Annotated in this window: 13 protein-coding genes; 9 read left to right on the forward strand and 4 right to left on the reverse strand. The window is 68.1% G+C overall.

Annotation, left to right across the window (positions count from 1 at the left end; translation table 11 throughout):
* The 3 genes from AC1D1G_RS14215 (at window position 1) to AC1D1G_RS14225 (ending at window position 2,990) form a co-directional block, all read left to right on the forward strand.
* Window positions 1–1,032: an aspartate-semialdehyde dehydrogenase gene (locus AC1D1G_RS14215; protein ID WP_011596739.1), complete on the forward strand. Its 1,032-nt coding sequence runs from the start codon at window positions 1–3 to the stop codon at window positions 1,030–1,032.
* Window positions 1,033–1,111: 79 nt separating this feature from the next.
* Window positions 1,112–2,230 carry an alpha/beta hydrolase family protein gene (locus AC1D1G_RS14220; protein WP_283354186.1) on the forward strand — a complete coding sequence of 373 codons (1,119 nt, stop codon included), beginning with the start codon at window positions 1,112–1,114 and terminating at the stop codon, window positions 2,228–2,230.
* 94 nt (window positions 2,231–2,324) lie between these two features.
* The gene (locus AC1D1G_RS14225) at window positions 2,325–2,990 is read left to right on the forward strand and encodes a GAP family protein (protein WP_283332816.1); all 666 of its coding nucleotides are present in this window, start codon (window positions 2,325–2,327) and stop codon (window positions 2,988–2,990) included.
* On the opposite strand, the gene AC1D1G_RS14230 is transcribed toward AC1D1G_RS14225, so the two are convergent.
* A complete protein-coding gene (locus tag AC1D1G_RS14230; protein ID WP_283354187.1) occupies window positions 2,937–3,863 on the reverse strand; it encodes a hypothetical protein in 927 nt (308 codons plus the stop codon). The genes AC1D1G_RS14225 and AC1D1G_RS14230 overlap by 54 nt on opposite strands.
* 61 nt (window positions 3,864–3,924) lie before the next feature.
* The gene (locus AC1D1G_RS14235) at window positions 3,925–4,863 is read right to left on the reverse strand and encodes a formylglycine-generating enzyme family protein (RefSeq protein WP_477952578.1); all 939 of its coding nucleotides are present in this window, start codon (window positions 4,861–4,863) and stop codon (window positions 3,925–3,927) included.
* Window positions 4,864–4,963: 100 nt separating this feature from the next.
* On the opposite strand from AC1D1G_RS14235, the gene AC1D1G_RS14240 reads away from it, so the two are divergent.
* From AC1D1G_RS14240 to AC1D1G_RS14260, 5 genes are all read left to right on the forward strand, one after another.
* Entirely contained in the window at window positions 4,964–6,790 is a 1,827-nt protein-coding gene (locus tag AC1D1G_RS14240; RefSeq protein WP_477952580.1) for a multicopper oxidase family protein, read from the forward strand.
* A gap of 100 nt (window positions 6,791–6,890) precedes the next feature.
* The gene (locus AC1D1G_RS14245) at window positions 6,891–7,484 is read left to right on the forward strand and encodes a TetR/AcrR family transcriptional regulator (protein WP_477952581.1); all 594 of its coding nucleotides are present in this window, start codon (window positions 6,891–6,893) and stop codon (window positions 7,482–7,484) included.
* Window positions 7,481–8,971 (forward strand): flavin-containing monooxygenase, encoded by a 1,491-nt coding sequence (locus AC1D1G_RS14250; RefSeq protein ID WP_477952582.1) that lies wholly within the window; start codon window positions 7,481–7,483, stop codon window positions 8,969–8,971. Before AC1D1G_RS14245 ends, AC1D1G_RS14250 begins: the two co-directional genes overlap by 4 nt.
* Window positions 8,968–10,680, forward strand: a complete 1,713-nt coding sequence (locus tag AC1D1G_RS14255) for an FAD-dependent oxidoreductase (protein WP_477952583.1) — start codon at window positions 8,968–8,970, stop codon at window positions 10,678–10,680. Before AC1D1G_RS14250 ends, AC1D1G_RS14255 begins: the two co-directional genes overlap by 4 nt.
* Window positions 10,664–11,308, forward strand: coding sequence for a hypothetical protein (locus tag AC1D1G_RS14260; RefSeq protein ID WP_280782919.1), 645 nt, complete (start codon window positions 10,664–10,666; stop codon window positions 11,306–11,308). Before AC1D1G_RS14255 ends, AC1D1G_RS14260 begins: the two co-directional genes overlap by 17 nt.
* A 5-nt stretch (window positions 11,309–11,313) precedes the next feature.
* On the opposite strand, the gene AC1D1G_RS14265 is transcribed toward AC1D1G_RS14260, so the two are convergent.
* Together AC1D1G_RS14265 and AC1D1G_RS14270 are read right to left on the reverse strand one after the other, a co-directional pair.
* Window positions 11,314–11,736, reverse strand: coding sequence for an SRPBCC family protein (locus AC1D1G_RS14265; RefSeq protein WP_280782918.1), 423 nt, complete (start codon window positions 11,734–11,736; stop codon window positions 11,314–11,316).
* Window positions 11,733–12,044, reverse strand: a complete 312-nt coding sequence (locus tag AC1D1G_RS14270; RefSeq protein ID WP_317570818.1) for an ArsR/SmtB family transcription factor — start codon at window positions 12,042–12,044, stop codon at window positions 11,733–11,735. The genes AC1D1G_RS14265 and AC1D1G_RS14270 overlap by 4 nt, the downstream gene beginning before the upstream one ends.
* Window positions 12,045–12,137: 93 nt before the next feature.
* On the opposite strand from AC1D1G_RS14270, the gene AC1D1G_RS14275 reads away from it, so the two are divergent.
* Window positions 12,138–12,596, forward strand: coding sequence for a Fur family transcriptional regulator (locus AC1D1G_RS14275; protein ID WP_005256074.1), 459 nt, complete (start codon window positions 12,138–12,140; stop codon window positions 12,594–12,596).
* Window positions 12,597–12,609: the final 13 nt, after the last annotated feature.

Genomic DNA, 12,609 nt, shown 5'->3' on the forward strand with positions numbered 1-12,609 from the left:
ATGACCACCATCGCTGTCGTCGGTGCCACCGGACAGGTCGGCATCGTCATGCGCACCCTCCTCGAGGAACGGAACTTCCCCGCGGACAAGGTACGGTTCTTCGCTTCCGCGCGGTCGGCGGGCAAGAAGCTGCCGTTTCGCGGCGAGGAGATCGTCGTCGAGGACGCGTCCGCGACGTCCGACGAGGACCTGAAGGGCATCGACATCGCCCTGTTCTCGGCCGGTGCGACCCTCTCTCGTGAGCAGGCCCCGCGGTTCGCCGCGGCAGGTGCCACGGTCGTCGACAACTCGTCGGCGTTCCGCAAGGACCCCGACGTCCCGCTGGTCGTCAGCGAGGTCAACCCGGAGCAGGCGAAGAACCCGCCGAAGGGCATCATCGCCAACCCCAACTGCACCACGATGGCCGCGATGCCGGTGCTGAAGGTTCTGCACGACGAGGCCGGTCTGCAGCGTCTCATCGTGTCGAGCTACCAGGCCGTGTCGGGCAGTGGAATCGCCGGTGTCGAGGAGCTGGTGGGCCAGGCCCGCGCCGTCATCGACGACGCGGAGAAGCTGGTGCACGACGGCAGCGCCGTCGACTTCCCGGCCCCGAACAAGTACGTCGCACCGATCGCGTTCAACGTTCTGCCGCTGGCCGGTTCGATCGTCGACGACGGCAGCGGTGAGACGGACGAGGACCAGAAACTCCGCAACGAGAGCCGCAAGATCCTCGGCCTGCCCGACCTGCTGGTGTCGGGCACGTGCGTCCGCGTCCCCGTGATCACGGGCCACTCGCTGTCGATCAACGCCGAATTCGAGCGTCCGCTGTCGGTGGAGCGTGCGCAGGAGCTCCTGTCGAAGGCTCCCGGTGTGCAGCTGGTGGACGTCCCCACCCCGCTCCAGGCCGCGGGCAGCGACCCGTCGCTGGTCGGGCGTATCCGTCAGGATCCGGGTGTCCCCGAGGGTCGCGGTCTGGCACTGTTCGTGTCCGGCGACAACCTGCGTAAGGGTGCCGCCCTCAACACCATTCAGATCGCCGAACTGCTGGTCTGATCTCCCCCCACGTGAGTGGCAAAGTGTGCTTCCGCACGCTTTGCCACTCACGTGTCGGTTGCGGGTGGATACTGGGCCGATGAGAGTCGTCGGTGCTGCGGTGGCGGCGGTTCTGTTGCTGCTCACCGGTGCGAGCGAGGCGTCCGCGCAGCAGGGAATCCTGCTGTCGCAGGACGAACTTCCACCCGCCGCAGTCCCCGGTCAGGCAGGCGACAGCATCCGGGTCCGCTACTCGACGCTGCGCACCGCGACCGCGACCGGTGAGTCGACCGGATCGATCTTCCTTCCCCGTGGTGATCCCCCCGTCGGCGGCTGGCCGGTGGTGTCCTACGCGCACGGCACGGTCGGGGTCGCCGACCAGTGCGCGCCGTCCGTCGCCGGGTTCAACTACGTCGAACTGCCCGCGATCGAGCAGTGGATCGCCGCCGGATACGCCGTCGCAGCAACGGATTACGCGGGAATCGGCACGCCCGGTGTCAACGCCTACCTCGACGGCCCTGCCGCCGCCGCGAACGCCGTCGACATCGTCCTGGCCGCCCACGACGTCTACGGCGACGTGCTCAGCGACCGGTGGATCGTCACGGGACTGTCGCAGGGCGGGCACGCGACCTACTTCGCCGCCCGCGAGGCCGCCGCCCGGGCACCCGCACTCGACTATCGGGGTGCCGTCGCCGTGGCGGCGCCGACGCACCTCGAACAGCTCTTCCCGGCCGCGGGTCCCGCGATTCCGGCTCTGCCGACAACCGGAATCGTGAACTATGCGTTGCTGACCCTCGCCGGCATCGACGACCAGCGCCCCGAGGTCGACATCCGGCGGTATCTGTCGCCGAAGGGGATCGAATTGATGGAGCTGGCGAAGGTGACCTGCAGCCGGGAACTCGGCCGGTACCTGCTCGCCCATCCCACTTCGGTCGGCGACCTGTTCGCCTCGCCCCTGTGGAACGAGCAGTTCCGGGCGCTGTTCCGGGAGATGCAGCAGGTGCCCGTCGACGGGTTCGACCGCCCCCTGCGGGTGGTGCACAGTCTGTCCGACACGTCGGTGCCGATTCCGTTGACATGGGCGCAGCTCGCCGAGATGCAGCAGCACGGCGTGAACGTCGAATACCAGCAACTCGCCGCCGAGAACCACCGCGAATCACTGATGGCCTCCATGCCGGAGTCCCTCGCGTTCGCGGCGCGCGTGCTGTCCCCCAGGTGAGTGGCAACGCGTACCCGAGCACACTTTGCCACTCACGTGCGGTTCACCCGACACGTGCGAGGCGGAGACGGCGCCCCGACCCTACGGTTCGGACATGGGCTCAGTCATCGGAGAACTGTTACCGCTCGCCGTGGGTGTCGCGATCTCGCCGATACCGATCATCGCCGTCATCCTGATGCTGCTGTCGAAGCGTGCGGGCGGTGCGAGCGCAGGCTTCGGCGTCGGCTGGATCCTGGGAATTCTTGTTGCGACGGGCATCTTCATGTTCCTCGCCGGCAGCATCGACACGTCCGACTCCGACGGTCCGTCGGCGACGGCGTCATGGGTGAAGGTGGTTCTGGGTGTGCTGCTGCTCCTGCTCGCGGGACGGCAATGGAGAAGCCGCAATGCCCACGCGGAGCCACCGAAGTGGATGCAGGCCATCGACGACCTGAACTTCGTGAAATCCACCGGTCTCGGATTCGCGCTGGCGGCAATCAATCCCAAGAACCTGCTGCTCTGCGTGTCCGCGGGCGTCGGGATCGGCACGGCCGCGGTGAGCGGCGGCGAGCAGGTCGTGGCGCTGATCGTGTACACGGTGCTGGCCGGATCGACCGTCCTCGTCCCGGTCATCGCCTACGCCGTCGCAGCCGACAAGATGCGCGGAACCCTCGACAACCTCAAGGTCTGGCTCCAGTCCAACAACGCCGCGGTGATGAGCGTGCTGCTACTCGTGATGGGCGCCGTCGTCCTCGGTAAGGGATTCGGCGGCTTGTTCTGACGCGACGGCGTCCGGTCCCCGCAGGTAATGCCCGACGTAACCCTCGTCGAGCGCGATGGCCTTGACGATCACCGCGGACCCCACGATCACGACCGACAGGACGAACAGCCAGCTGATCGCGGTGAACACCAAGCCGAGCGGCCCGAACTGGTGTTGCGCTGCGGCGGTGATCCGGGGCAGGAGCAGACGCCCGCCGACGTGGAGAGCGGTGAGCGCGCCGGCGGTCAGCGCGCCGGTCGCCCAGAGCACACGGCCCTTGAGCGTGCCCATCGTCAGGAGGTACGGGCTGAGGGTCCACACGGCCATCCACACCGCGAACTCCCCGGCGACTGCGAGAGGTGGACCGATCAACCGGATGCTCGTGAGCTCGCCGGCCAGGCCGATCGCCGTCCCCGACAGCGCAACGGCGAACAGGACGACGAGCCACCGCCAGGCGTCTCGGAGGGTGATCGACGGGACGTTCCAGATCTTGGCGTAGATCCGGGCGAGGGCCCTCGCGAAGGACGTGCCGCTGATCGCGATCATCAGCAGACCGACGACCCCGAACGCGGCGAAGGAGGGGTTGGTGGTGTCCACAGTGCCGGGCGTGGTCGTCAGTTCCGTGGGGTCGAAGCCGAACTGGGTCTTGATGGTGCGTGCGGTCACGTTCCAACCGCTCAGCGTCGATGCCGCAATCATCACGGGCAGCACCGACGTGAAGATCCTGGCGGCGAGCGTCATCGACCGGTCGACGAGCTCGATCTCGATCAGCCCGTCGATGACGCGTCGAACCGTGCGGCCGGGAGGTGTGCCCTGCAACCAGCCGTTGGCCGTTTCGGTGCGCGCGGCCAGCGCTTCCCGGGCCAGCGCCACAGACAATTTGGTGGACCGCACACCACCGACTCAACCGCAGTGGACGCGGCGCGTCTTCATCCCCGTGAGGTGAGAAAGACCGTCACGGGCGGATGATGCACCGGAACCCGATGTGGCACGTCGACGTCTCCTCGGTGTCACCCTGCCGGGCCGAGGGTCGGTAGCGCAGGCAGTAGTTGGGCGCGCAGAGATGCGAGCCGCCCTTGATCACGCGGCGCGCGTAGGGCTCGTCCGGGTTCTCCGCGCGCGCCGTCTCGACTCGCGGGTTGGTGGGAATGCAGCAGGAACTGGCAGGCGCGACGTTCTTCCCGCTCGCGGAGTGATCGGTGGTGAAGTAGTCGGTGGTCCATTCCCACACGTTGCCGGCCATGTCGCTGAGTTCGTAACCGTTGGGCCGGAAATGGCCGACCGGCGACGTTCCGGCGAAGCCGTCCTCGAGGAGGTTCTCCCACGGGAACCGTCCCTGCCAGACGTTGCCGGCGGGCCTGCCGCCCGGTTCGTGTTCCTCTCCCCACACGAACGGCTTCCGGTCCAGCCCGCCGCGGGCGGCGAACTCCCATTCGGCCTCGGTCGGCAGATCCTTGCCCGCCCATTCCGCGTAGGCGCGGGCGTCGAACCACGACACGTGCGTGACGGGATGGCGTTCGCGTCCGCCGACGTTGCTGCCCGGACCCTCCGGGTGGCGCCAATCCGCGCCCGGTGTGAACGACCACCAGCGGGTGTAGTCGTCGAGCGGGACGGGCCCCGGTGTGGGGGTGAATACGAGCGAACCGGGTACGAGCAGAGCCGGATCAGCGCCCGGGTACTGTGCGGGGTCGGGGGCGATCTCGGCGGTCGTGACGTGGCCGGTGTCCTTCACGAATCGCCGGAACTCGGCCACGGTGACCTGGTGCGAGTCCATCCAGAATCCGTCGACGGTCACCTGGTGGACGGGGCGTTCCTCGGGGTAGAAGTCCTCCGAACCCATCCAGAAGGTGCCCCCGGGGATCCATTCCATGTTCTTCGGAGCTGCACCGGTCATGGAGTCAGACTGGCACGACGGTGGTCGCTGCGCGAAGGGACGCCCCGTAAACCCGGTGAGAGGGGCAACGGTTGCGGTACCGTCGGCTACTCGATTCGCAATGCTGTTCTCACCGTGCAGGGGGCTCCTCCGAATGGATCGACGGATTCCGCGTAGGTCGTTCGTTCGTGGACTGGCGCTGACAGCCGGGCTCGGGGCCGTCGGGGTGGGATCGGCGAGTGCCTACCCGTTCGGGATCGATCCGCTGCGGCCGTTCGTCTTTTCCTCGCCGCCGCTCCAGCCGTTCCGGGAACAGTTGCCGCCGTTGCCGATGGTGGGTGGGAGCGCAGTCGAGGTGCACGCCAGCAGCACGACGCACGTGTTCCACCCCGATCTGCCCGCGTCGCCGGCCCTGGGCTACGGCGGCATGGACTACCTCGGCCCGACGATCGAAGCCCACGTCGGCGAGCTGACCTCGCTGACCTACCGCAACGACATCGCGAGCAACCCCCTCGCCGCCGACGTCGACACGCGGATCCACGGAGTGAGCGAGCAGGACCGCACCCAGGTGCCGACGTCGCTGCACCTGCACGGCGGCCGGACGCCCCCCGAGTTCGACGGGCACCCCGAGGACACTCTGCGGCCCGGGCAGGGGATGGTGCACGAGTTCCCGAACCGGCAGGAAGCCTGCGCGCTCTGGTATCACGACCACGCGATGGGCGTCACCCGGCTCAACATCTACGCCGGGCTGGCAGGCATGTACCTGCTGCGCGACGAGTACGACACCGGTCGGAGCGGCAACCCGCTCGGTCTGCCCTCGGGCGAATTCGAACTCCCGCTGATATTGCAGGACAAGAACTTCACCGACGACGGACGGCAGAGTGTCCGCTCGAACCCGCTGAACCCGCAGGGCAGCTGGGAGGCCGCCACACCCGGTGACGTGGGGGTGGTGAACGGCAAGGTGTGGCCGGAAATGTCGGTGGCGCGGGGCCTGTACCGCCTGCGGATGGTGAACGCCGCATCGTTCAGCGTGTGGAATCTGTTCTTCGAAAACCGGATGAGGTTCTGGGTGATCGGCGCCGAGGGCGGTCTGCTCGACGCGCCGGTCGCCACCGACCACGTCCGGCTCGGACCCGGCGAGCGGGTGGACCTCCTCGTCGACTTCGGAACCCTCGCGCCCGGCACGACCGTGGAACTGCGCAACGACGAGCCGATCCCCGCGCAGGTCGCGCAGCGCGGGGTGCAGATCATGCCGCGGTTCTGCCGGTTCCGGGTCGGAACCGCCGCCGGGTTCACCGGTGGCGTCCCGGAGACGCTCCGGGGCGGAAGCCGTGGTCTCGCCGTCCTCCCGCCCGTCGCGCCGCCGTCGGTCGTGCGCAACGTGTCGGTGATGCAGCTCGCGCAGGGCCCCGGTCAGCCGTCCCCGCTGATGTCGCTGAACAACCTGCGCTATACGACCGACGACATCGAGATGCCCCGGCAGGGCACCGTCGAGCAGTGGAACATCGTCAACGTCACGCCCGAACCGCATCCGATCCACCTGCATCTGGTGACGTTCCGGGTGATCGGACGGCAGGCGATCGACACGAACGCCCTGATGCAGGCCGTTCCGGTGCCCGCGGTCGGGATGCGGTGGACGCCGTCGGCGGACCCGTTCGTGCTCGGGCCGAACCTGGCGCCGCAGGTGTGGGAGTCGGGGTTCAAGGACACGGTGATCGCGGACGCGAACTCGATCACCCGGATCATCGTCCGGTTCCCGACCGCGGACGAACTCGGCTTCGACCCGGACGCCACGTTCGGGATGTCGGCGCACACGATGAATCACTCCGAAGGCGGACACAGCCACATGGAGCAGACCTCGCATCCCCTGCAGGGCTACGTGTGGCACTGCCACATGCTCGACCACGAGGACCACGACATGATGCTGCGGTACCGACTCGTGCCCTAGACCCGTGAGTACTTATTAACCGCCGGACGTTAATAAGTACTCACAGGCGCGCAGCGCAAACTTAAAAGCAGTCTGGACTGTTTTCTTTTTTCCGCCTACAGTGCAGGGTGTGACACCTGACACAGAACTGGTCAAACCGACCCGCACGCAGGCCGAGCGGACCGCGGCGATGCGCACGAAGCTGCTCGACGCGGCCGTCGACTCCCTGGTCGAGCTCGGGTACGCCCGCACCACCACGCAGGGCATCGCCCGGCGGGCGGGGGTGTCGCGGGGCGCGCAGCTGCACCATTTCCCGACCAAGGAGTCGCTGGTGGTGGCCGCCGTGGAACATCTCGTGGACAAGCGGCTGGAGGAGATCCTCGCAACCAAAGTGGATGCCGGCCGCGGCGTCGAAGTGCTCGCCGACGCCTTCTCCGGCCCGCTGTTCTATGCGGCCCTCGAGCTGTGGGTGGCCGCCCGCACCGACCCGGCGCTGTACGAGGCGACGGTTCCGCTCGAGCGGAAGGTCAACGACGCTCTGCGCCGCGGGTCGGCGGCGGTGTTCGGCGATCGGTTCGACGCCGACGCCATCGAGCTCACTATCGAATTGGTTCGTGGTCTGGCGGTGTCGGCATTGTTCCGCACCCCCGAGGCCGAACAGTCACTACGCGCGCGGCTGTTGCCCGTGTGGGAATCGAAGGTGGAGAAGTCGTGAATCTTCCGCAACACGTACACACCCTCATCGTGGGGGCCGGTTTCGCCGGCATGGGACTGGCGGCGCGCATCCTGCAGACGCAGCCGCAGGCCGACGTCCTGATCATCGAGCGCGGCGACGACGTCGGCGGCACGTGGCGAGACAACACCTACCCGGGATGTGCGTGCGACGTCCCGACGTCGCTGTACTCGTACTCGTTCGCGCCGAGTGCCGACTGGAGTCACACGTTCGCCCGCCAACCCGAGATCCACCGTTATCTGAAGAAGGTTGCGGCCGCCACCGGTGTCCGGTCCCGGGTGGTGACCGATTGTGAACTGCAGGAAGCGCACTGGGACGACGACGAGGCCATCTGGACTGTTCGGACGAGCCGCGGAACGCTGACGGCCGACGTCGTGGTGGCCGCGACCGGTGCGCTGTCGACTCCCAGCGTCCCGGACATGCCCGGGTTGGAGACGTTCGGCGGCACCACGTTCCACTCGGCCACGTGGAACCACGACCACGACCTCACCGGTGAGCGCGTGGCGGTGATCGGCACTGGTGCGTCCGCGGTGCAGTTCGTCCCGGAGATCGCGCCCGCAGCCGAGCATCTCACCGTGTTCCAGCGCACGCCCGCCTGGGTGATCCCACGCCTCGACCGCGAACTGTCCGGCTCCGAGAAGAGCCTCTATCGTCGACTGCCGTTGGTGCAGAAGGCCGTCCGTGGGTCCGTGTACAGCTTCCGTGAAGCGCTGGGCGGAGTGCTCGCCCACGCCACCAGGCTGCTGCCGGTATTCGAGATGGTGGCCAAGGCGCATCTTCGCCGGCAGGTGCGGGATCCCGAACTGCGCCGGAAGCTCACACCGAACTTCACCATCGGCTGCAAGCGGATGCTGCTGTCGAACGACTGGCTCCGGACCCTCGACCGTCCCGACGTCACGCTCGTCGACGCGGGACTCGCCGGGGTCACACCGGACGGCGTCGTCGACGCGGTGGGTAACGAGCACAAGGTCGACACCATCATCTTCGCGACGGGTTTCACGCCGACGGAACCGCCTGTGGCGCATGCGTTGCGTGGCGCGAACGGCCGCACCCTCGCCGAGCACTGGGACGGCAGCCCGAGTGCATACAAGGGGACCACCGTCGCCGGGTTTCCCAACCTGTTCCTGATGTACGGTCCCAACACCAACCTCGGGCACAGCTCGATCGTCTACATGCTCGAATCGCAGTCCGCGTACATCGCCGACGCCTTGAACGTGATGCACGACAGCGGGATCACCGCCTTCGAGGTCACCGAGGAGGCGCAGCGCCGGTACAACACCCGCATCCAATCCGAACTGCAGACCACCGTGTGGAACAAGGGCGGCTGCTCGAGCTGGTACTACGACTCCGAGGGTCGGAACTCGGTGCAGTGGCCGACCTTCACCTGGAAGTTCCGCTCCCAGCTGCAACGTTTCGATCAGGAGAACTACGTCTCACGACGCAGGGCCGCGAAGGAGACCGTCGCGTGACGCACTACGACGTGATCGTGGTCGGCTCCGGTTTCGGTGGTAGCGTCGCGGCGCTCAGGCTGACCGAGAAGGGCTACCGGGTCGGCGTTCTCGAAGCGGGCAGACGCTTCGCCGACGACGAGCTGCCCGAGACGAGCTGGCGGCTGCGGCGCTACCTGTGGGCACCCTGGCTGGGCTGCTACGGCGTGCAACGGATCCACCTTCTCCCCGACGTCCTGGTCATGGCCGGGGCGGGGGTCGGGGGTGGGTCGCTGAACTACGCGAACACCCTCTACCAGCCGCCGCGCCGCTTCTTCGAGGACAAGCAGTGGGCGCACATCACCGACTGGCAGTCGGAGCTGGCCCCGTATTACGAGCAGGCGAAACGGATGCTGGGCGTGACGACCAATCCGTCGTTCACCCCCGCCGACGCCGTCATGCGTGAGGTGGCCGAGGAGATGGGCGCCGGTGAGACGTTCACGTCCACACCGGTGGGCGTCTTCTTCGGCGAACCGGGATCGCGGGTGGCCGATCCGTTCTTCGGCGGCGAGGGACCCGAGCGCACGGGGTGCACCGAGTGCGGCAGCTGCATGACGGGTTGCCGGGTGGGCGCGAAGAACACGCTCGTCAAGAATTACCTCCACCTCGCCGAGAAGGCGGGCGCCCGGATACATCCGCTGACGACGGTGAAGGAGTTGCGCCCCCGATCGGGTGGCGGCTACGAGCTGCGGACCCGCCGCACCGACGGCATCCGCAAGCGCGAGCACACGTTCACCGCCGACCAGGTGGTCGTCGCCGCAGGCACGTACGGCACCGCCCGGCTGCTGCTGGCGATGAAGGAATCCGGTGCGCTGCCGCGGTTGTCGCCGAGGCTGGGATCGGTGGTGCGCACCAACTCGGAGGCGGTGCTCGCGGCCACGGCGAAGGACCGTGCCACCGACTTCACGAAGGGCGTGGCCATCACGTCCTCGTTCCACCCGGACGATCACACCCACATCGAGCCCGTGCGGTACGGCAAGGGCAGCAACGCGATCGGACTGTTGCAGACCGTCCTCAGCGACGGCGGCGGCAGGACGCCGCGGCTGCTGAAGACGGTCGGCGTCGCGTTGCGCCGCCCCGGGGCGTTCGTGCGCAGCCTGTCGGTGCGGCACTGGTCGGAACGCACCGTGATCGCGCTCGTGATGCAGACCGACGACAATTCGCTCGAACTGGCCAAGGGCAAGGGCCGCCTCGGTCGCGCGGTCACCAGCCGTCCCGGACCCGGAGATCCGCCGCCCGAGTGGATCCCGCAGGGTCACACGGCCATCCGCAAGGTGGCCGAACGGATCGGGGGAGACCCCGGTGGTTCGTTCGCCGACGTCGTGAACATTCCGATGACCGCGCATTTCCTCGGGGGTTGCACCATCGGGGACTCGCCGGACACCGGTGTCGTCGACCCCTACCTGCGGGCGTACGGACACGACGGTCTGCACGTGGCCGACGGCTCCGTGGTGAGCGCGAACCTCGGCGTCAACCCGTCGCTCACCATCACCGCCCAGGCCGAGCGTGCATTCGCGTTGTGGCCCAACAAGGGTGAGGTCGATGTCCGGCCCGAGCCGGGCAAGCCATACGTACGTATCGAACCGTCGCCGCCCCGGAATCCGGTGGTACCCGCCGACGCGCCGGGTGCGCTGCGGCTCCCGCTGACGGTCGCCACCCGAAGGGAGACAGTCGATGTGGAGCGTGCCTGAATCGACCACCCAGCGCACCGACTGGCCCGAGAGCTCGCCGCCCCCGTGGCCGGCGGGGGTGCGCGCGACACTGTGGTGGCACCGCAGCACCACGGCCGCCCGCGCGCTCGGACCCGACGGCGCCACCGTGCCGTTGACCCTCGCGATGATGGTCGACTACCTGGACTCGCCGGTCGGCCCCTACCGGGAAATCCTCGCCAGTCCGGTGCTCCGCGCGCCCGGTCGTCGCATCGGCGTCCTGCCCCGCATGGCGGTCCCGTTCATCGCCGTGGATTCGGAACCCTCCGTGCACGGCGGACGGGTGCACTGGAGCCTGCCGAAGGTGCCTGCCGAGTTCGACGGCGACGTGCACGGCGACTTCGAGGCGTCGTCCGACGCGTGGCGTGTCACCACGAGCACTCGGCCACGCGGCCCGCGACTACCGATCGCCGGCGCGCTGGGGTTCGCTCAACCCGGCGACCACGGCCTCGTCACGGCGTCCGCGCGACTTCGGGGCCATTTCCGGTATGCCCGCGTGGACGTGACGGCCGAAGGTCCCACCCTCGGTGACTGGCTGACGCCCGGCACACACCACGGCATCGTGATCACGGACGGCCGGATGACCACCGGACCCGCGCAACTCCGCTGACCGGATCAGGCGGGTCGCGGTCCGATGTCCGCGACCACGCCGGCGAGACGGGGCAGCACGGTGTCGCGCCAACCCGGACCCATCCGCTCGAAAGCATCGCGGCTGCGCTTGTCGTCGAGGTCGAAGCCGGAATGGTCGAGGAACAGGCGGGTGCCCGCACCCTCGGGAACGAGGCGCCAGACCAGCGTCCAGTTCTCGGTGAAGGTGTAGACGAAGCGTCGCTCGGGTTCGACCTCGACCACCTCGCAGGGAACGGCGCCCCAGCCGGGCATGTCGAGGTGGAACCGATGCCCGACCGTGGCGGCGATGTCGCCCGCGGCCCACCAGCGGGCGAGCAGTTCCGGCTCGGTGAGGGCGCGCCACACCTTGGCGGGTGGCGCGGCGATGAACTGGTCGACGGAAATCGTGGTGGTGGTGCGGTCGGTCATGAGTCCTCCTCGAGGAATTCGGCGAGTGTGCGCAAGCGGCCACGCCAGAACCGCTCGAACGGGTGCAGCCAGTCGCCGACGTCGGCGAGCGGCTCGGCGGTCAGGTGGTAGTGCCGTTGCCGTCCGGACGGTTCGTCGCGGACGAGCCCGGCGCGGCGCAGGACCTGCAGGTGCTCTGCCACCGCGGGCCGGCTGAGGTCGAACCGGCCGGCGAGGTCCCCGGCGGTGAGGGGGCCGTCCATCAGGATTTCCAGCAGGCGCCGTCGCACGGGGTTGGCGAGGGCGATGAAGATGTCGTCGTCGGGCACGCCGCGACTTTATGTCGGAGATTTCCGACATGTCAAGAATTTCCGACGCATCCTTTTCTTGACTAATTCCAAAAAGGCGCGATACTGGAACACATGCGACACGACACGGATCCCAAAGCGCAGCTGCGCGAGGTGGGCCTGCGTGTCACTGCACCACGTGTTGCAGTGTTGAATGCGGTTGCCGTACGGCCGCATTCCGACGTCGACGACATTGCGGCCGTAGTTCGTGAAGAGCTGGGATCGGTCTCCACCCAGGCGGTATACGACGTCCTCAAGGCGTGCACCGCCGCCGGCCTGCTCAGACGTATCGAGCCCGCGGGATCCCCCGCACGGTTCGAAACCCGTACCGGAGACAACCACCACCACCTCGTGTGCCGCAGTTGCGGGACCGTCGTGGACGTGGACTGCGCCGTCGGTGAGGCTCCGTGCCTCGACCCGTCGCAGGCCCACGGTTTCGAGATCGACGAGGCCGAGGTCGTCTTCTGGGGGCTCTGCTCGCAGTGCCAGACCGGCGCGCAGAGCGGAACCGGGTCGGCAGCAGCCCTGTCCTGACCCTGTCCGTCCC

It is taken from the genome of Rhodococcus sp. P3_B8, assembly GCF_056402775.1.

What these genes read in the sequence shown, in the direction of transcription:
- AC1D1G_RS14215 (WP_011596739.1), top strand. Translation starts at nt 1, where the DNA reads ATGACCACCATCGCTGTCGTCGGTGCCACCGGACAGGTCGGCATCGTC.
- AC1D1G_RS14220 (WP_283354186.1), top strand. Translation starts at nt 1,112, where the DNA reads ATGAGAGTCGTCGGTGCTGCGGTGGCGGCGGTTCTGTTGCTGCTCACC.
- AC1D1G_RS14225 (WP_283332816.1), top strand. Translation starts at nt 2,325, where the DNA reads ATGGGCTCAGTCATCGGAGAACTGTTACCGCTCGCCGTGGGTGTCGCG.
- AC1D1G_RS14235 (WP_477952578.1), bottom strand. Translation starts at nt 4,863, where the DNA reads ATGACCGGTGCAGCTCCGAAGAACATGGAATGGATCCCCGGGGGCACC.
- AC1D1G_RS14240 (WP_477952580.1), top strand. Translation starts at nt 4,964, where the DNA reads ATGCTGTTCTCACCGTGCAGGGGGCTCCTCCGAATGGATCGACGGATT.
- AC1D1G_RS14260 (WP_280782919.1), top strand. Translation starts at nt 10,664, where the DNA reads ATGTGGAGCGTGCCTGAATCGACCACCCAGCGCACCGACTGGCCCGAG.
- AC1D1G_RS14265 (WP_280782918.1), bottom strand. Translation starts at nt 11,736, where the DNA reads ATGACCGACCGCACCACCACCACGATTTCCGTCGACCAGTTCATCGCC.
- AC1D1G_RS14275 (WP_005256074.1), top strand. Translation starts at nt 12,138, where the DNA reads ATGCGACACGACACGGATCCCAAAGCGCAGCTGCGCGAGGTGGGCCTG.